The organism is Halopseudomonas pertucinogena (assembly GCF_014646575.1).
GTDB classification, from domain to species: domain Bacteria; phylum Pseudomonadota; class Gammaproteobacteria; order Pseudomonadales; family Pseudomonadaceae; genus Halopseudomonas; species Halopseudomonas pertucinogena.
This window is the reverse complement of the sequence record NZ_BMNN01000009.1, coordinates 21,464-38,553: the sequence shown is the minus strand read 5'-3', so window position 1 is coordinate 38,553 and position 17,090 is coordinate 21,464. Positions and strand designations below refer to the sequence as shown.

Annotated in this window: 21 protein-coding genes; 8 read left to right on the top strand and 13 right to left on the bottom strand. The window is 64.7% G+C overall.

The annotated features are described in order from the left end of the window. Position 1: 1 nt before the first annotated feature. The 3 genes from IEW63_RS14120 to nrdR all read right to left on the bottom strand — a co-directional run bounded on the left by IEW63_RS14120 (position 2) and on the right by nrdR (position 2,379). Positions 2-667, bottom strand: coding sequence for a riboflavin synthase (locus tag IEW63_RS14120; RefSeq protein WP_188637274.1), 666 nt, complete (start codon positions 665-667; stop codon positions 2-4). Positions 668-800: 133 nt separating this feature from the next. Continuing rightward, entirely contained in the window at positions 801-1,922 is a 1,122-nt protein-coding gene (ribD, locus tag IEW63_RS14115) for a bifunctional diaminohydroxyphosphoribosylaminopyrimidine deaminase/5-amino-6-(5-phosphoribosylamino)uracil reductase RibD (RefSeq protein WP_188637273.1), read from the bottom strand. Beyond that, entirely contained in the window at positions 1,915-2,379 is a 465-nt protein-coding gene (nrdR, locus tag IEW63_RS14110) for a transcriptional regulator NrdR (RefSeq protein ID WP_188637272.1), read from the bottom strand. The genes ribD and nrdR overlap by 8 nt, the downstream gene beginning before the upstream one ends. 128 nt (positions 2,380-2,507) lie before the next feature. On the opposite strand from nrdR, the gene IEW63_RS14105 reads away from it, so the two are divergent. The 7 genes from IEW63_RS14105 (at position 2,508) to IEW63_RS14075 (ending at position 7,568) form a co-directional block, all read left to right on the top strand. Continuing rightward, positions 2,508-3,170 carry a class I SAM-dependent methyltransferase gene (locus tag IEW63_RS14105; RefSeq protein WP_188637271.1) on the top strand — a complete coding sequence of 221 codons (663 nt, stop codon included), beginning with the start codon at positions 2,508-2,510 and terminating at the stop codon, positions 3,168-3,170. A gap of 58 nt (positions 3,171-3,228) precedes the next feature. Continuing rightward, entirely contained in the window at positions 3,229-4,110 is an 882-nt protein-coding gene (trxA, locus tag IEW63_RS14100; RefSeq protein ID WP_188637270.1) for a thioredoxin, read from the top strand. Positions 4,111-4,173: 63 nt separating this feature from the next. After that, complete coding sequence (locus tag IEW63_RS14095) at positions 4,174-4,401, top strand: hypothetical protein (RefSeq protein WP_229710537.1); 228 nt, start codon at positions 4,174-4,176, stop codon at positions 4,399-4,401. A 77-nt stretch (positions 4,402-4,478) separates the two neighbouring features. Continuing rightward, positions 4,479-5,033, top strand: a complete 555-nt coding sequence (locus IEW63_RS14090) for a DUF2796 domain-containing protein (protein ID WP_188637269.1) — start codon at positions 4,479-4,481, stop codon at positions 5,031-5,033. Between the two features lie 31 nt (positions 5,034-5,064). After that, positions 5,065-5,778, top strand: a complete 714-nt coding sequence (locus IEW63_RS14085; RefSeq protein WP_188637268.1) for an ABC transporter ATP-binding protein — start codon at positions 5,065-5,067, stop codon at positions 5,776-5,778. Further along, complete coding sequence (locus tag IEW63_RS14080; RefSeq protein ID WP_188637267.1) at positions 5,778-7,040, top strand: FtsX-like permease family protein; 1,263 nt, start codon at positions 5,778-5,780, stop codon at positions 7,038-7,040. The genes IEW63_RS14085 and IEW63_RS14080 overlap by 1 nt, the downstream gene beginning before the upstream one ends. A gap of 12 nt (positions 7,041-7,052) precedes the next feature. Beyond that, positions 7,053-7,568 carry a DUF3299 domain-containing protein gene (locus IEW63_RS14075; protein ID WP_373288237.1) on the top strand — a complete coding sequence of 172 codons (516 nt, stop codon included), beginning with the start codon at positions 7,053-7,055 and terminating at the stop codon, positions 7,566-7,568. A 101-nt stretch (positions 7,569-7,669) separates the two neighbouring features. Here IEW63_RS14075 and IEW63_RS14070 read toward each other — a convergent pair whose 3' ends face one another. Genes IEW63_RS14070 through IEW63_RS14045 form a run of 6 tightly spaced genes read right to left on the bottom strand, consistent with a single transcriptional unit; the run spans position 7,670 to position 12,508 of the window. Further along, entirely contained in the window at positions 7,670-8,770 is a 1,101-nt protein-coding gene (locus IEW63_RS14070) for a tetratricopeptide repeat protein (protein ID WP_188637266.1), read from the bottom strand. Between the two features lie 2 nt (positions 8,771-8,772). Next, the gene (locus IEW63_RS14065; RefSeq protein ID WP_188637265.1) at positions 8,773-9,468 is read right to left on the bottom strand and encodes an energy transducer TonB; all 696 of its coding nucleotides are present in this window, start codon (positions 9,466-9,468) and stop codon (positions 8,773-8,775) included. Continuing rightward, positions 9,468-9,881, bottom strand: coding sequence for an ExbD/TolR family protein (locus tag IEW63_RS14060; RefSeq protein ID WP_188637264.1), 414 nt, complete (start codon positions 9,879-9,881; stop codon positions 9,468-9,470). The genes IEW63_RS14065 and IEW63_RS14060 overlap by 1 nt, the downstream gene beginning before the upstream one ends. Positions 9,882-9,892: 11 nt before the next feature. Next, complete coding sequence (locus tag IEW63_RS14055) at positions 9,893-10,408, bottom strand: MotA/TolQ/ExbB proton channel family protein (protein ID WP_188637263.1); 516 nt, start codon at positions 10,406-10,408, stop codon at positions 9,893-9,895. Beyond that, entirely contained in the window at positions 10,401-11,744 is a 1,344-nt protein-coding gene (locus IEW63_RS14050; RefSeq protein ID WP_188637262.1) for a MotA/TolQ/ExbB proton channel family protein, read from the bottom strand. The genes IEW63_RS14055 and IEW63_RS14050 overlap by 8 nt, the downstream gene beginning before the upstream one ends. Continuing rightward, on the bottom strand, positions 11,741-12,508 hold the full coding sequence (locus IEW63_RS14045; RefSeq protein ID WP_188637261.1) for a DUF3450 domain-containing protein: 768 nt from the start codon (positions 12,506-12,508) through the stop codon (positions 11,741-11,743). The genes IEW63_RS14050 and IEW63_RS14045 overlap by 4 nt, the downstream gene beginning before the upstream one ends. 189 nt (positions 12,509-12,697) lie before the next feature. Here IEW63_RS14045 and IEW63_RS14040 point away from each other — a divergent pair, with 189 nt between their 5' ends. Next, a complete protein-coding gene (locus IEW63_RS14040; RefSeq protein WP_188637260.1) occupies positions 12,698-13,381 on the top strand; it encodes an OmpW family outer membrane protein in 684 nt (227 codons plus the stop codon). A 51-nt stretch (positions 13,382-13,432) separates the two neighbouring features. On the opposite strand, the gene IEW63_RS14035 is transcribed toward IEW63_RS14040, so the two are convergent. The 4 genes from IEW63_RS14035 to IEW63_RS14020 all read right to left on the bottom strand — a co-directional run bounded on the left by IEW63_RS14035 (position 13,433) and on the right by IEW63_RS14020 (position 17,047). Next, positions 13,433-14,308: a sugar nucleotide-binding protein gene (locus tag IEW63_RS14035; protein ID WP_188637259.1), complete on the bottom strand. Its 876-nt coding sequence runs from the start codon at positions 14,306-14,308 to the stop codon at positions 13,433-13,435. A gap of 83 nt (positions 14,309-14,391) precedes the next feature. Next, positions 14,392-15,069: a histidine phosphatase family protein gene (locus IEW63_RS14030; protein ID WP_188637258.1), complete on the bottom strand. Its 678-nt coding sequence runs from the start codon at positions 15,067-15,069 to the stop codon at positions 14,392-14,394. Between the two features lie 80 nt (positions 15,070-15,149). Further along, complete coding sequence (ssb, locus tag IEW63_RS14025) at positions 15,150-15,647, bottom strand: single-stranded DNA-binding protein (RefSeq protein ID WP_188637257.1); 498 nt, start codon at positions 15,645-15,647, stop codon at positions 15,150-15,152. A 2-nt stretch (positions 15,648-15,649) separates the two neighbouring features. Further along, positions 15,650-17,047: an MFS transporter gene (locus IEW63_RS14020; RefSeq protein WP_188637256.1), complete on the bottom strand. Its 1,398-nt coding sequence runs from the start codon at positions 17,045-17,047 to the stop codon at positions 15,650-15,652. Positions 17,048-17,090 lie beyond the last annotated feature (43 nt).

Genomic DNA, 17,090 nt, shown 5'->3' with positions numbered 1-17,090 from the left:
CTCAGGACTTCAGAAAGCCGTTCTCGGCCAGAAACGCCATGTCGATGCCACCGCCGGTGCCGGACTCGGCAGCCCGATCGCCGAGCAGCAGGCGTTCCAGGTAACGGGCGATCACGTCCACTTCGAGGTTGACTGCGGTGCCGGGCTGGTAATCGCCCATGATGGTTTCCTGCAGGGTATGCGGCACGATGTTCAGGTCGAATACCGCACCGTCCACGCCATTGACCGTCAGGCTGGTACCGTCCACGGTGATCGAGCCCTTCTGGGCGATATAACGGGCCAGCGCCGCCGGCGCCTCGACGCGGAAGCGCACCGAACGGGCTTCCTCGGTGCGGGACAGCACCGTACCCACGCCATCCACATGACCGCTGACCAGATGGCCGCCCAGGCGGGTGCTCGCCGTCAGCGCCTTCTCCAGGTTGACCCGACTGCCGACCTTGAGGTTGACGAAAGCGCTGCGGCGCATGGTTTCCTGGCTGACGTCGGCCCAGAAACCGTCGCCGGGGAGCTCGACCACGGTAAGGCAGACGCCGTTGACGGCGATGCTGTCGCCCAGTCTGACATCTCCCAGATCCAGCTTGCCGGTTCTGACCTGGACCCGGACGTCGCCACCCCGCGGCTGCAGGCTGGCGATCTGGCCTATTGCTTCGATAATCCCGGTAAACATGCTTGCCTCATTGCGATGCGTGGTTGCCGTGGGCGGGCCAACCGGTGATAAAAACCGCTGATTATAAGCCGGTACGGCGCACATCGACAGCACAACCCGACCGCCATCCGCCGGATAGGCCGGCCAACGCCGTTCAGCAGACTCGCCGCGCGGTAATGCGCCAGTCATTGCCCACGGCGCGCATATCGGTAATCTGCAGGTCCTCGGCCTCGGCCATGCTGTCGAACGGCAGCTGCAGCAGTGGTCGGGCGCGGCTGCCCAGCAGCCGCGGCGCCATATAGATGACCAGTTCATCAACCAGCCCGGCTTGCCAGAAGGCCCCACCCAGAGCAGCACCGGATTCCACCAGTACCTCGTTGCAACCGCGCCCGGCGAGCTCGCCCAGCAGTGCCTGCAGATCCACATGTCCCGCGTCACCGGGCAGGGCCAGCAGCTCGGCATCTCCGGCCTGATAATCCGGACCGCGCTGGCCGCGATCGCTGTAGACCACCAGCACGGGACCCGGCTCACGAAACAGTTTCCGGTCCGGCGGCACGCGCAAACGCCCATCGACCAGCACCCGCAGCGGTTGGGTCGCCGCTGCCGCCCGGGCTTCGACCTCGGGCAACCCCAGTTCCGCCGCCCTCACCGTCAGTGCGGAGTCATCCAGCAACACGCTGTCGGCACCGCTGATCACCGCATCGCTCCTGGCGCGCAGTCGCTGCACATCAGCCCTGGCTGCTGGCCCGGTGATCCACTGGCTCTCACCGCTGGCCATCGCCGTGCGACCGTCCATGCTCATGGCCAGCTTCAGGCGCACCCATGGCAGGCCCTGCTGCATGCGTTTGATGAACCCCGGGTTGAGTGCCCTGGCCTCGGCTTCCAGCACACCGCAGACCACCTCAATCCCGGCCGCACGCAGGCGCTGCAATCCGCCACCGGCCACCTGTGGATTGGGATCGCCCATGGCCGCCACGACCCGGCCCACCCCCGCTGCCACAAGCGCATCGGCGCAGGGCGGCGTTCTGCCGAAGTGGCTGCAGGGCTCCAGGGTGACGTAGGCAGTGGCCCCCTGTGCCTGCCCACCGGCCTGACGCAGGGCGTTGACCTCGGCATGGCCTTCGCCGGGGCGCACGTGCCAACCCTCACCGACAATACGGTCACCGTGGGCCAGCAGGCAACCGACCCGCGGGTTGCAGCCGGTGGTATAGAGTCCGCGCGCCGCCAGCTGAATGGCGCGGGCCATCAGTTCGCGGTCCCGGGGCCGTTCAGCCATCCGCCTCACCCTTGGACAGCCGGTCAATCTCTTCACGGAACTGATTCAGGTCCTGGAACCGCCGGTACACCGAGGCAAACCGTATATAGGCGATCTCATCCAGCCCCTTGAGCTCGGCCATGACCATCTCGCCGACCACCATGGCCTTGACCTCCCGCTCACCGGTGGCCCTGAGCTTGTGCTTGATGCGGCCCAGCGCGGCTTCGATCTGCTCGACGCTGACCGGGCGCTTTTCCAGCGCGCGCAGCAGACCGGCTCGCAGCTTGTCCTCGTCAAAGGGCTGGCGACGGCCATCCTGCTTGATGATCCGCGGCAGGACCAGCTCGGCTGTCTCGAAGGTGGTGAAACGTTCCTGACAGGCCAGGCATTCCCGCCGTCGTCGCACCTGACCGCCGTCGGCGACCAGCCTGGAGTCGATGACCTTGGTATCGTTGGCGCTGCAAAATGGACAATACATGACAAATGGTTCCCGGAGTCGGAGGCGCGTCTAGCATACCGTCTGGCCCGGGGCAGCGGAAGGCTGGCAGGTTTGGCCCCGGTCACCGATGGCGCTACAATGCACCAACTTCCACTCAGCAGCGCAGCATGCCTTCACCCATCCCACCCGCCGAGCTAGAAGCCCTGTTGCACCAGGTATTGCCCGATGCCGGGGTGACGCCGACCAGCCTGCCCGGCCTGCCGGAGCTGCGCCTGTGGCTGCTCGACCCGACCAACCTGAACCGCGCCTTTGCCGGGGACGAGACCAGACGGCTGCTGGAGAGCCCGCCCTACTGGGGCTTCTGCTGGGGCAGCGGGCTGGCACTGGCCCGCTGGATTCTGGACAACCCCGAACGGGTGCGCGGCAGAAGGGTGCTGGATTTCGGCAGCGGCTCGGGGGTGGTTGCCCTGGCCTGCAGTGCCGCTGGTGCCCAGCGCAGCATTGCCTGCGACCTCGACCCGGGTGCCCAGCTGGCCAGTGCAGCGAATGCCGAGCTCAACGGCCTGCCCCTGGAACTGGCAGCGGATTTTCATGCCGTACAGGGCGAGCTGGACCTTATCTTCGCGGCAGATGTGCTCTACGACAGCGAGAACCACGGCTTTCTCGAGACGTTCTGTCAGCGCGCCCCCGAGGTGCTGGTGGCCGACTCCCGCGTTCGCCACCTCCAACATCGCCGCTACCGTCGGGTCACTACCTTGCACGGCCAGACCCTGCCGGAGCTTGGCGAGCCGCTGGAGTTCCGGCAGGTAACGCTGTACCGGGGCGCTTGATATCCGGCCCCGGCGCCCTCACATACCCTTCATCACTCCTTTACTTGCAGGATTTTCCATGGACCAGTCCCCCTACATCTTCAACGTCACCAGCGATACCTTCGATCAGCTGGTTGTGGAGAACTCCCGTCACAAACCGGTACTGGTGGATTTCTGGGCGTCCTGGTGCGCGCCGTGCAAGGTACTGATGCCACTGCTGGAGCAGATCACCGAGAGCTACGGCGGCGAGCTGCTGCTGGCCAAGGTCGACTGCGATGCGGAAGTATTCCTCACCGAACGCTTCGGCATCCGCAGCCTGCCCACCGTGGTGCTGTTCAAGGATGGCCAGCCGGTGGACGGCTTTGCCGGTGCCCAGCCGGAGAGCGCCATCCGCGCCATGCTCGAGCAACACGCCAGCGCACCGGAGCCGATCCAGCAGGAGGATGGCGAGGATATAGAAACCACCGTCGGCCATCTGCTGGAAGCCGGCCAGCCGGAACAGGCCATCAGCCTGCTGCAGCAGGCGATGAGCGAAGGCACCAGCGACCCGCTGCTGTTGCTGCTGGCCCGGGCGCTGGTGGACACAGCCCAGTTCGACGACGCCCAGGCGGTGCTGGACTCCATTCAGGACAGGGAAGCCCACAAGCAGCCGCTGGCCGCCCTCCAGGCCGGGCTCGGCTTTGCCCGCGAGGCGGCGGACCTGCCCGCCATCGTTGAGCTGGAGCAGCGGCTGAGCGCGAACCCGGACGACAGCGAGGCGCGATACCAACTGGCGATCCGGCAGCTGGCCGGCTCGGCCCACGAAGCGGGCCTGGAGGGCCTCCTGGTCCTGATGCAGCAGGACCGAGGCCATGGCGACAACATCGCCCAGCGAACGCTGCTGCGGGCATTCGATGCCCTGGGCAATGACCATCCGCTGAGCATCCGGTATCGCCGCAGGTTGTATCAGCTCTTGTACTGATGCCCCGCTGGCGGCGGAAGGAGATAGAATGCTCCGCTTTTGCGGCAGGGAGAGGGGATAAAAATGAGCGCTACGCCGGGCATGCAGACTTACCTCCGCCATCTGGAGCAACTGAAAGCCGAGGGTCATCCGCTGACAACCCTGCCCTGCCCCTGCTGCGAACAGTCCATCGAAACCGCCGCCGCCCCGCCGGGGGAGGTCTGGGATACGCTCACCGATTGCCCCCACTGTGAAGCGGTGTTCCTGCTGATCACCGAGGGCCAGCGGGCCCGGGGCGTTCGCCCTTCCTGACCGGCAGGCGTATACCGGTTCGCTCCCCACAGACGACTGTTATAAGATAACAGTCCATCTCGAACCGGAGCTGCCAAATGCGTACCACCCTCTGCCTCGCCCTGGCCTGGATCGCCGCGTCCTTCGGTGCTGTCCAGGCTCACCAGCCACACAGCCATGACTCTCCTGCCCGGAACCCGGCCGCCCATCAACACGGCATCGGGCATCTCGACCTGCTGCTGGAAGATCGCCAGCTGACACTGCTGCTGGAGCTGCCGGCGGCGGACCTGGTCGGTTTCGAGCATGCTCCCCGCACAGCCGAACAGCGCGCCCGGCTTGAACAGGTGCGGGCCGCCCTGCAAGACCCGCAGCGGCTGTTCGAACTGCCCGGGGCTGCGCAATGCACACTGACATCCGTGGAGCTGCACAGCGACCTGTTTGCCGACGCGGCGCCATCGGCCGATGATGCCGGACATGCCGACATAAGCGCCCATTATCTGTTCAGCTGCAACCGAACTGAGAAGCTGCAGTACTTGCAGGTAACCCTGTTCGAACATTTTCCAGGCAGTGAAAAGCTGCTGTTGCAGGCGGTTACCCCCAGCGGTCAGCAGGGCGGCGAGCTGAGTGCAGGACGCAACCGCATACGCCTGTGATCACACGAGCACGTTACCCAGAAGGAATCCCATGCCCACCCCAGTGATAGAACTCGATCAGGTCACCTTTGCCTGGCCGCGAAGACCGGTACTGCTGGATATCGATCATTTCACCCTGCAGCCCCGGGAGCGGGTGTTTCTCAAGGGTCCCTCCGGGACCGGCAAGACGACCCTGCTGGGCCTGGTCGGCGGGGTCGAGCTGCCGGCCAGTGGTCAGGTTCGGTTACTCGGCCAGGACCTGGCTGCGATGTCGGGGTCAAGACGGGACCGCTTCCGCGCTGACCACAGTGGTTACATCTTCCAGATGTTCAACCTGTTGCCCTATCTCTCGGTTCAGGAAAACGTCACCCTTCCCTGCCACTTCTCTGCCCTGCGCATGCAACGGGCCTGCGAGCGCCACGGCGACCTCCAGGCCGCCGCGCGCCACCTGCTGGCCCATCTGGGGCTGGACCGGTCGGACCTGCTGCGTCAGCCGGTGACGGAACTGTCCATCGGCCAGCAGCAGCGGGTGGCCGCTGCCCGGGCTCTTATCGGCAGCCCGGAACTGGTGATTGCCGATGAACCTACCTCGGCGCTGGATGCAGATATCCGCGAAGCCTTCCTGGAACTGCTGTTCGCCGAATGCGAGGCGGCTGGCAGCAGCCTGCTGTTCGTCAGCCATGATGCCGCGCTGGAATCGCTGTTCGACCGCAGCCTGTCGCTGCGCGAGCTGAACCGTGCCGCTGTCCGGGAGGAGCAAAGCTGATGTACCTTCTGCGTCTGGCTCTGCGCAGCCTGTTCAACCGGCGCTTCACTGCAATTCTCACGGTGCTGGCCATCGCCCTCAGCGTCACCCTGCTGCTGGGCGTGGAGAAGGTCCGCACCGAAGCCCGCGCCAGCTTTGCCGGCACCATCTCGGGTACCGACCTGATCGTCGGCCCGCGCACCGGCTCGGTACAGCTGCTGCTGTATTCGGTCTTCCGCATCGGCAATGCCAGCAGCAACATGCACTGGTCGAGCTTCGAGAAGATCGCTGCGCACCCGCGGGTCAGCTGGGCCATCCCCATTTCATTGGGCGACTCGCACCGCGGCTTCAAGGTGATGGGCACCACCGGTGACTATTTCACCCATTACCGGCATGGCCGGGACCGGCAATTGATGTTCGACGAGGGCGAGGCCTTTGATGATCTCTACGACACGGTGATCGGTGCGGATATCGCCCGGGAACTGAATTATCGGCTCGGCAGTGAGCTGATACTGGCCCACGGGACGGGCGCCGTGAGTTTTGTCGAACATGCGGACAAGCCCTTCCGGGTCAGTGGCATTCTCGCGCCCACCGGCACGCCGGTGGACCGGACCATCCACGTCAGCCTGGAAGGGCTGGAGGCCCTGCATGTCGACTGGCGTCAGGGCATGCCGGCCAGAGGGGCGGCACAGGTGAGTGCCGAACAGGCGCGGCAGCTGGACCTGACGCCGAGCAGCATCACCGCCGTGCTGCTGGGTCTGGACAGCCGGGTCGCCACCTTCGCCGTACAGCGGGATATCAACCGCTTTCCCGATGAGCCGCTGATGGCGATACTGCCGGGGGTCGCCCTGCAGGAGCTGTGGAGCCTGCTGGGCGTGGCCGAGAAGGCGCTGTTCATCGTCTCGCTTTTTGTCGTGCTGACCGGTCTGGTCGGCATGCTCACGGCGATTCTCGCCAGCCTCAACGAGCGGCGCCGGGAAATGGCGATCCTGCGCTCGGTCGGCGCCCGCCCCCGGCACATCTTCACCCTGCTGCTGCTGGAAGCCTTCGGGCTGGCGCTGACGGGAGTGCTGCTCGGGCTGGGGCTGATGTACCTTGCCCTGTGGCTGGCGCAACCGTTGATCCTGTCACAGTATGGATTATTCATCCCGATTACCCCGCCGGGACTGTGGGAATGGACGCTGCTTGGCGCTATCCTGCTGGCCGCCCTCATCATGGGCGGCGTGCCGGCCTGGCGCGCCTATCGCCAATCACTGATCGACGGACTGTCGATACGAACCTGACAGGAACATGCCATGCGTCCGATGCTGCGTCTGCTTGCCGCCAGCCTGCTGTGGGTCAGCACACTGGCCGGTGCCGCGGTGGAGATCGCCTGGGAAGAGCTGATACCACTCGAACTGCGCGGGCAGCAGGCAATGCCGTTGCCGGTGCACGGGATCAGCGCGCTGGGCGAGCTGAGCGAAGAGGAGTTCGGCGACCCCGCGCTGCAGACGGAGCCCGCAGCGCCGGTGGTTGCCGAGATGGAGGGGCGCCATGTCAGGCTGCCCGGCTACATAGTGCCGCTGGGCATCACCGATACCATGGAAGTCCAGGAGTTTCTGCTGGTGCCCTATTTCGGCGCCTGCATTCATGTGCCGCCACCTCCATCCAACCAGATCGTGCATGTGCGCAGCACCTCGGGTATCAAGCTCGCGGACCTGTATCAGCCATTCTGGATAACCGGAGTGGTGCAGGTCGAACACACGGAAAGCGAACTGGCCAACGCCGGCTATCGCATCGAAGCCGCCTCGGTAGAACCGTACGTCTACTGAGCAGGCCCCCTGGCGACCCACCGGGAGGGTCGAGTTCCACCTCGACCTGCGCAGGTGACCGAACCCCGCAAGGCCGGGTGGAACCCAGCCCCCATAGATCGCTAGCTGTTGTTCTCGATTGCCGAGCGGGCATAGCCTTCCCACTGGCGGATGAGCTGGCGTTGCTGGTTGCTGGCGCCGTTCTGGGCGCGTTGCAGGGTGGTAAGCAATTCGGACCAGTCGCCCTCTTCCAGCTGGATATTGGCCAGCCGCAGCCAGTGATCGGGCTTGTTGCTGCCATTTGCCAGCGCGGCCCAGGCGGCGCGCGCGCGGTCGCGGTCGCGGGCCAGCGTCCACAGCTGGGCCAGCCGTTCCTGACGTGCCGTGTCGGTCGGCAGCAGCTGCTGGGCCAGCAGCGCTTCGAGCAGACGCGCTGCCTGCCAGGGGGCGCCAGCGTTCACCTGCAGCGCTACCAGGTTGTCCAGATCCGCCCGGGTCAGCCCCATACCGCCTTCATGGGCCAGCCGCAGGGTGGCGGCGGCCGCGCGCTGGTCGCCGGCCTGACTCTGCAGACCTGCCAGCTGACGCCAGTGCTCCGGCCTGGCCGGGTGCCGCTTGAGCAGTACCTTCTGCCACTGTGCCGCGCGGGCATACTGGCCCTGTTCGTAGCTCATGCCCACGAGCAACTGATACCACACATCGTCCGCCCCGGCATCGGCCTTGACCACCTGCTCCGCCAGCGGGATGGCCTTGCCGTACTCACCCATGCGGCTGTAGCACTGCACCAGCAGCTGGGTCTGTTCGAGCTCCAGCGGCGCATTGCGCCTTTCGGTTTCCAGCAACCTGGCGGCCTCGGAGTAGCGCTCCTGCACCGCCAGCAGCTGAGCCAGATTGAGCCGATCCTGCCGGGCCACGTCTGCGTCCAGCCTGTCCTGGGCCAGCGCCTTGTTCAACCAGTCGATCGCCTGCGGGTACTGCTCGGCGGCGATGGCAACATAGCCCAGCCGCTGCTGGATCAGCGCCAGTTCGATGCTGCCCTCGGCTGCCTTGTCCAGCGCGGCGGTGAGCGTGTTGCGGGCGCTGGTGAGATCACCGCTCTGCTGTGCTTTCTGGGCATTGTTCAGGGCACTGAAGACCGCCGGAGCGACCGCCTGCTGGGCAAGCAGGGTCGTCGGCATGAACAGCAGTGCCCAGACCAGCACGATGGATCTGAAAGCCCCCATGATCACCTTCCCTCCAGACGGAAATACAGTGTTTTGGTCGCTTCGCGCGCCACTGGCTGGCCGTTTTCCCGGCGTGGTGCAAAACGCCAGCGTCCGGCCGCCCGCCGCGCTTCCCGTTCGAATACGCCGCGGGGTTTCGCATCGGTTACCCGCAGGTTCTCGACCCGGCCCTCGGCAGTGATGGTGAAGGCCAGGGTCACCTCGCCTTCGATCCCTGCGGCCAGCGCCCGCGGGGGATAATTGGGTGGAATATCCACCAGTGGCGTAACTTCCTCCGAGGTAGCCGGTCCGGCCGGCGGTGGCGCTGCGGCCGGCGCCGTCGACTCCGCCGGCTGCGCTATCGCCGGCGCTTCCGCCGCAGTCAGCCCGGCCATGGACGGTGTCACGGCAATGCTCAGCCCGGGCGTCGGCAGGCTGGGCACCTCGATGTTGAGCTGGACCTGTGTGCTGACCTGGGGCTGCGGCGGCGCCGTCTGCGGCGTGGGCAGCTCGGGCGGCTGCGGCCGTTCCGGCGCCTGTCGGGGCTGACGCTCACGGCTGTCGCTGGACGTATCGGCCACGCTGCGCACGAAGCTGATCCGCGCCAGCTCGCCGCTCTCCTCCCGATTATCCTGGGGCGGCATGACCAGCAACATCATCAGTGCAAACAGCGCCAGCGCCACCAGCAGGCCACCGGCAAAGCTGACCAGCAGCCGCATCAGTTGGCTCCCGCTGTTGCCGCCAGCGCCACGTCGGTCACTCCGGCCAGCCGCACCTGATCCATCACTCGGATTACCACGCCACTGCGCGCATCCTGGTCGGCCTGAACCACGACGCTGCTGTCCGGCTGATCCACACGCAGCCGTTCAACCGCAGCACGAACGCCGCGGATGTCCACCTGTTGCCGGTCAATCCAGATTTCCCCGTTGGGGTCCACGGCAATCAGGATGTTGGCGCGGGGCTGCTGCTCGGCGCTGTCGGCCGTGGGCGTGTTGATCTCGATGCCCGTGGTCTTGATGAAGGTGCTGGTGACGATGAAGAAGATCAGCATGATGAACACGACGTCAAGCATTGGCGTCAGGTCGATACCGGCTTCGTCATCGCTGCTAGCTGAGTGTCTGCGCATGCGCATGGGTAGCTTTCCTATTCGTGGCGCAGGCGGTCGGTCAACCGCTGCATGGCCAGTCTGGATTTGGCGTCGAGCCGGGCCAGACAAAACAATCCGCTGATGGCGATCACCATTCCCGCCATGGTCGGCACGGTGGCCCGGGACACCCCGGCGGCCATCGCTCTGGGGTTGCCGGTGCCGCCGATGGACAGCACATCGAACACCTGGACCATGCCGCTCACAGTGCCCAGCAGCCCGAGCAGCGGACACAGTGCAATGAGTACCCGGATCAGCGGCATGAAGCGCTCCAGCCGCTGCCGTGCTATTGACAGCCAGGCCTGGCGCACATAGCGCGCTGCCACGCTGCTGCGGTCACTTCTCCGCTGCCAATGCCGCTCAAGGCTGGCGCAGCGCAGGGGAAAGATCCGCCACAGATACCAGAGACGCTCCACCAGCAGGGTCCACAGCACAATGGTGACCCCGAGGATGACCCACAGGACCCACCCTCCGCTGTCCAGGAAGTCCCGGAGCAACCAGAGCGGCTCACTCACCGCGTCGCGCCCCCGGCTCCAGATGCAGGGCGATCAGCCCGGCACTCTGTTGTTCCAGCATCTGCACCAGGGCCTTGCTGCGTGCCGCCAGCGTTGCATGCAGGAACAGCAACGGTATGGCCACCACCAGACCCAGGACAGTCGTCACCAGCGCCTGGGAAATACCCCCAGCCATCAGCTTGGGATCACTGGTGCCGAACAGGGTGATGGCCTGGAAGGTCACGATCATGCCGGTGACGGTACCGAGCAATCCCAGCAGTGGTGCCACCGCCGCCAGCAGCTTGATCAGCGCGTTCCCGCGCTCCAGCGCTGGCGTCTCCCTCAGTATCGCCTCGTCCAGCCTCAGTTCGAGGGTTTCCAGGTCTTCCAGCTTCGGCTGATCACCGATCACTCCGAGAATGCGACCGAGGGGGTTATCGTCACGCGGGGTGCCCAGCTGATCGGCCTGACGGTCGATCCGCCCCGACACTCTGAACAGCCAGACCAGCTTGACCAGTGCCAGCAGCACGCCAAGTGCTCCGAGGGCCATGATCACATAGCCGACCAGGCCACCCTGCCGGATCCGGTCCATGAGTGAAGGCGTCTGCTGCATCTGTGCCAGCACGGTGCCGCGGGTCGGATCCACCAGCAGGTCCGCCAGCTCGGTACGCGGAGCGAGGAAGTCATCCACCAGACTGCGGCTGGGCTGGCGGCCGACCACCTGCAGCGCCCCCACTTCCGGGCGGTAGCTCAGATACTGGCCATCAGCCAGGGCCACGAAAGGTCCGACCAGCACCACCGGCAGATCCTGCTGCTGGCCATCCCGGTTGATCACCGGCGCGGTTACCCGGCTGATCCGGCCGCTGGCGGTCATGTCTTCCTGCAGCATGAACCAGAACTGCTCGAGTGTCTCCACGGTGGGGATCTGACTGGCCGAGGCCAGTTGATCCAGCCGTGCGAGCCGCTCGGGGAATTGCACATTCAGCAGCGAATCCTGCCACTGACTGCGGGTATCCGAGGCGGTCTGGCGGACTACGCCGAACAGCTCGCCAAGATAGCCACTGCGCTGTTTCATTTCCGCTTCGGTGTCAGCCAGAGCCTGTTCCAGCTGATCGAATTCGGCTTTGAGGCGATCCGCTTCAGCCTGAATCGGTGCGAGCTCGGCTTCGGCCCGCTGCATCAGCTGCTGCTGATTATCACGCTCACGCAGGAACTGCGCTTCACGCTCGCGCATGGCAGCCTGCTCGTTGCTACGCAGTTCGCGGATATCCTGCAGCAGCTGCTCCAGACTGGCCGGCTGGGCCAGCGCCAGCGGACTGGCCAAGGCCAGAATGAGGACGAAGAGAAAACGATTCATTGGGCGGCTCCCTGTTCACTGACCGGCGGCAGCGGCAGACGCAGCAGCGCTGGCGTCTGCTGTTGGCGTGCCATATCCAGGCCCTGCTGGAGGGTACGGCTGTAACTGGCCGGCAGCGGCTGCCACTGCCGGGTTGCAGTATCCCAATAGCCCTGAACATGACCATCGAGTGTCTGGTAGAACAGCATCAGACGGCCCAGACGCAGAAACTCGACCACCCGCTCGCTGCCATCGATTGCCAGACTGCCGCGCCAGGCTTCGAGGGTGCGGCCATAATCGCTTTCAATCTGGTACGCCTCGAGCACCCGGCGATACTTTTCGGCGACGCTGACCTCTGGGCGTACCATCAATGCCTTGAGCTGGGCCAGACGGTCGGCGCGCTCCTCTTCAAGGAAGGGCACGTCCAGCTCGATGAACTGCTCCAGCGAAGTGACCATGCGCTGCAGCATGGGCATGATCTCGGCCTGGGTTTCCTCGATGGTCGCCAGCTGTGCCTGCAGGTCGTCCAGCTCGCGGCGTTGTGACTCGACCATCTCGGCCAGTTGCCTGTTGTAGTCGGCAAGCTGCTCCTTCTGCTGCAGCGCATGGCGATAGCGGTTCAGCGCCTCCCTGGTTGCATCATCCAGTTCATCGATGCGCTGCTGTGAACGCTGTGCATCGGTCATCAGTGCTTCGCCCTCGGTCAGCGCCTGCTCGCCCGCGCTCTGGGCAAGCGCCGCAAGGGGCATCAGCCCTGCCATCAGGATTATCCAAACCGCTCTCATCCGGTATCTCCAGCAACAACGAGGCGGACGCCTCGCCACAAAAGAGAACCATTATCATCTCCGTTCTCGAATAATACAACCGTGACATCCCGTCGCAACGGTGATTGGCCAACAATTGCCGTAGATCAATATCCGGGCTTCGCACTCTTCGTAAAGTGGACCCATCGAAACGTTTTCAGGAGTTGATCCATGGCCCGTACCCTATCCCGACTTTCCGCCGCCCTGTTGCTTGCCCCGGCGCTGCTGGCCGCTTCCGTTGCCCAGGCCCACCAGGCCGGTGACATCATTGTTCGTGCTGGCGCGGTAACTGTTGATCCGCACGAAGACAGCTCCGGCATCAAGCATGCCGTAGCGGGAAACCTGGGTGGCAAAGCCACGCTGGACAGTGATACTCAGCTGGGGCTGAACTTTGCCTACATGCTGACCGACAGCGTCGGTATCGAGCTGCTGGCGGCCACCCCGTTCAGTCATGATGTAGGCGTACAAGGACTGGGCGCTCCGATTGACGGAAAACTGGGAAGCATCAAACATCTGCCACCCACCGTCAGCTTGGTCTACTATCCGCTGGATAACAGCTCGGCCTTCAAACCCTATGTGGGCGCCGGGGTGAACTTCACCTGGTTCTTTGACGAAGACCTCAGCAGCGCTGCGAAGGACAACGGCTTCAGCGGCCTGAGCCTGGACAATTCCTGGGGTCTCGCGGCACAGATCGGTGCGGATTACATGCTCAACGACAACTGGATGGTCAACGCCCAGGTTCGCTACATTGATATCGACACCACCGGCAAGACCACACTGGCCGGCGACCGGGTCAAGGTTGACGTGGACGTCGACCCCTGGGTCTACATGGTCGGCCTGGGCTACAAGTTCTGACAGGCACAGCAACACGAAACGGCCGCGACTGCGGCCGTTTTCATGTCGAGCTCAGGAGGACAGCTCGTCCAGCAGCTGCGGTAGCTGGCTGCGCCAGCTGCGCGGCTTGATGCCGAACACCATCATCAGCTTGCGGCTGGACAGGGCCGCGTTCTGCGGTCGGCCCGCCACGGCCGGCAGCTCGGCGAAGGGCACCGCCTGGAAGGCCACGTCCCCTGCGAGCTGCCCGCGGCCGATGAGCTCCTGCATGACGCACTGGACGAAGGCGATCCAGGTGGTCGCTTCGGCGCTGCCATACTGGTAGGTACCGAACACCGGCGCGGCACAGTCGAGCTGCTTGAGCACAGAAAGAATAACCCGGGCGGCGTCCGCCACCGGGGTCGGGTTGCCGCGCCATTCCTCCGGCAGGGTCAGCGTGGCGCCCTGCTCCATGGCGGATACGATCTGCGCCAGCGGGCCGCCAGCGGCACTGTCGAGCAGCCAGCTGAAGCGCAGCACCACATGCCGCTGACAGCGGGTGCGCAGGCTGCGTTCCAGCTCCCAGTGGAGCTGACCCAGCGGGCCGGCCGGGCGCTCCTCGTCCTTTTCCGTATAGGCTGCGGTTCGGGTGCCATCGAATACCCGGGCGCTGGACAGCATGATCAGGGTACTGCCCGCCGCCGCGCACCCTTCGATCAGGCGCTCATCGAATTGCCGTTGGGCCTGCAGCGTGTCCGGGTCCTGGATTCCAAGCTGGAACTGCTCCCGGTAGAACGCCAGGTTCAGCACCAGATCCGGCTTGGCTCCGCCCAGCAACTGATCGGCCATTTCCGGCTGCCAGCCCTGCTCCGGGCGTTCCACTGCTTCCAGCTGGATGAATTCGAGTGCCGCCTGTGCCAGCAATGCCTGACCCAGCGCATTCTCCGCTCCGAGCACCAATACCCGCATTCGCATTCAGTTAAACCCACCAATACACATGAGAATGCGCATTGTGCAATGTTCTGCCGATCCCGTCATCTGCAGCATTCGGTTCAGGTATAGGTGATCATCGCCTCGCGATCCCGTCGATCCAGATGCGGTACGTTGTTGAAACTGCTCAGGCGCATGGCGCGGGAGTTGAACCGGCAGTGCGTCACCGCAGTATTGCGGGTCTGAAGGTTCAGTTCGACCATGACCGACTCGGGCGCCTGCAGCAGCTGCCGTATGAGCATGGCGATGGCACCGCCGGAACTCACCGCCAGTACCCGCTGACCGCTGTGGCGCTGCATCACGCTCTCACGGAAGGCCGCCAGGCGCTGCTCGAAACTGGCCCAGGTTTCCGGCAACTCGCCCTGCAGCTCCCCCGCAGACCAGAGCAGGATGCCCTTTTTCAGACGCCGGAAGAAATCCGCAGCGACCGGTTTCTCGGGCAGCGCCTGATCGGGAAACTGGGTGGTATAGGCGCGCAGTACCGAATGGAAGTCGAACTCGTTGAGTTCGGGATACACCTCGAACTGCTGCGCTTCCAGCCCCATGCCCACGCAGATGCCTTCGGCGGTTTCCCGGTGGCGCACCATGTCTCCGGTAATGATGTGGTCGAAGCGTATCTCCCGCTCACGGAAGTACTCGCCCAGCAACCATGCCTGCTCGTGGCCCAGCTCGGACAGCTGGTCATAGTTACCGGTGCCGAAGGAGGCCTGACCGTGGCGAACGAAATAGATCTCTGACATGCATGCTCCGCAGATGCTGGGCAAAAAAAAGCCCGAGTAAACCATGGTCGGCTATCCCGGGCCTGACACACAGCTCTATTTCAGAACGGAATGTCATCATCAAAGCTGTCGTAATCCGGCATCTGCTGCGCCTGCGGCTGCTGGGCCGGTTGCTGGGCGGCGGGCTGCTGGTTGTACTGCTGCTGGGGCGCCGGGCGCGACTGCTGCGCACGGGGCGCCATGCCTTCACCCTGCGGGCGGCTGTCTAGCAGCTGCATCTGGCCGCCGATGTCGACGACGATTTCGGTGGTGTAGCGCTTGACGCCGTCCTTCTCCCACTCGCGGGTCTGCAGGCGGCCCTCGACGTACATCTTGGTGCCCTTGCGCACGTACTCGCCGACGACCTCCGCCAGCCGGCCGAAGAACACCACACGGTGCCATTCGGTACGCTCCTGCTGCTGGCCGGTCTGCTTGTCCTTCCAGCTGTCGGTGGTGGCCAGGGTGATGTTGGCTACCGCGTTGCCGCTGGGCATGTAGCGAACTTCCGGGTCGCCGCCTACGTTACCGATCAGAATTACCTTGTTTACGCCTCTGGCCATGTTCATTCTCCTCCGGTGTGCGCTGTATTCGTGCCGGGTGCGATGACCCGGTCCAGTTGCTCGCGATCGAGCAACTGTGTGTCGACTTTGATATAGGCGGCTGCTTCTTCAGCCACGATGATTGCCTCGGCCACTCCCGGTACGTCCAGTACTCTGCGAAGCAATGCTTCATCCCTGACCAGTATTGGATCTACTGCCAGACGATAGCTCGTCACATATGGAGGCTCGCCCATGGTAGCACCAATCGCCAGCCAGGAAATGGCGAGCAGTGCACAACAGATGAATACTCCGCCAAGGCCGAAGCTGCCGTAAACCGCCCCGCCGAGGATGCCGCCCAGCGCGGCACCGGCAAACTGGCTGGTGGAATAGATGCCCATGGCGGTGCCCTTGCTCCCCGCCGGGGCTATCTTGCTGAGCATCGAAGGCATGGTCGCCTCGAGCACGTTGAAGGCGGTGAAGAACAGTATGATCGCCGCCACCAGGCCGCTCAGCGAGGTCATCGTCAGCCACATGACCGGCTGGGTCAGGGCCAGCAGCAGGATGGCGCCCAGCACCACGCGCTTTATCCGGCGCTGGCGCTCGGCATAGATGATCAGCGGCACCATGGCGACGAAGGACAGCAGCAAGGCGGTGAGATAGACCCACCAGTGCTCCTCCCGGGGCAACCCGGCCTGTTCCTGCAAGGCCAGCGGCAGTGCGACAAAGCAGGCCATCAGCAGCGCATGCAGAACGGCAATACCGTAGTTGAGACGCAGCAGATCCCGATTGGCCAGTGCCGGCAGGAAGGCGCCCCGGACCACGCCGGCATCCCGATGGTGTTGCACCTGCCGGGGCGTCGGCACCACCAGGCCGACCAGTGCAATGCCCACCAGCGCCAGCACCGAGGTGGTATAAAACACGCCGGCCAACCCGGCAAAGCCGGCAATCAGCGGGCCGGCGACCATGGCAATGGCGAAGGACAGGCCGATGCTCATGCCGATCATCGCCATGGCCTTGGTGCGGTGCTGGTCCCGGGTCAGATCGGCGACCAGCGCCATGATCGCCGCTGCAATGGCGCCGGCCCCCTGCAGAATGCGCCCGGCCAGCACCCCGTGGATGCTCTCCGCCTGGCCGGCGACCAGCCCCCCGAGGGCGAAGATCAGCAGCCCGCCGATGATCACCGGCTTGCGGCCGATCCGGTCGGACAGCATGCCGAAGGGGATCTGCAGGAATGCCTGGGTCAGGCCATAGGCACCGATGGCCATGCCGATCAGCAGCGGCGTTGCCCCATCCAGTTCCGCACCATAGGTAGCCAGCACCGGCAGTACCATGAACAGGCCAAGCATGCGGAAAGCGAACACGCTGGCCAGCGAAGCGGCCGCGCGGCGCTCATCGGATGACATGACGTCTGCCTGATACATAAATTCTCCGCTGCAGGGAACAAAATGCGCCATTTTAGCATGC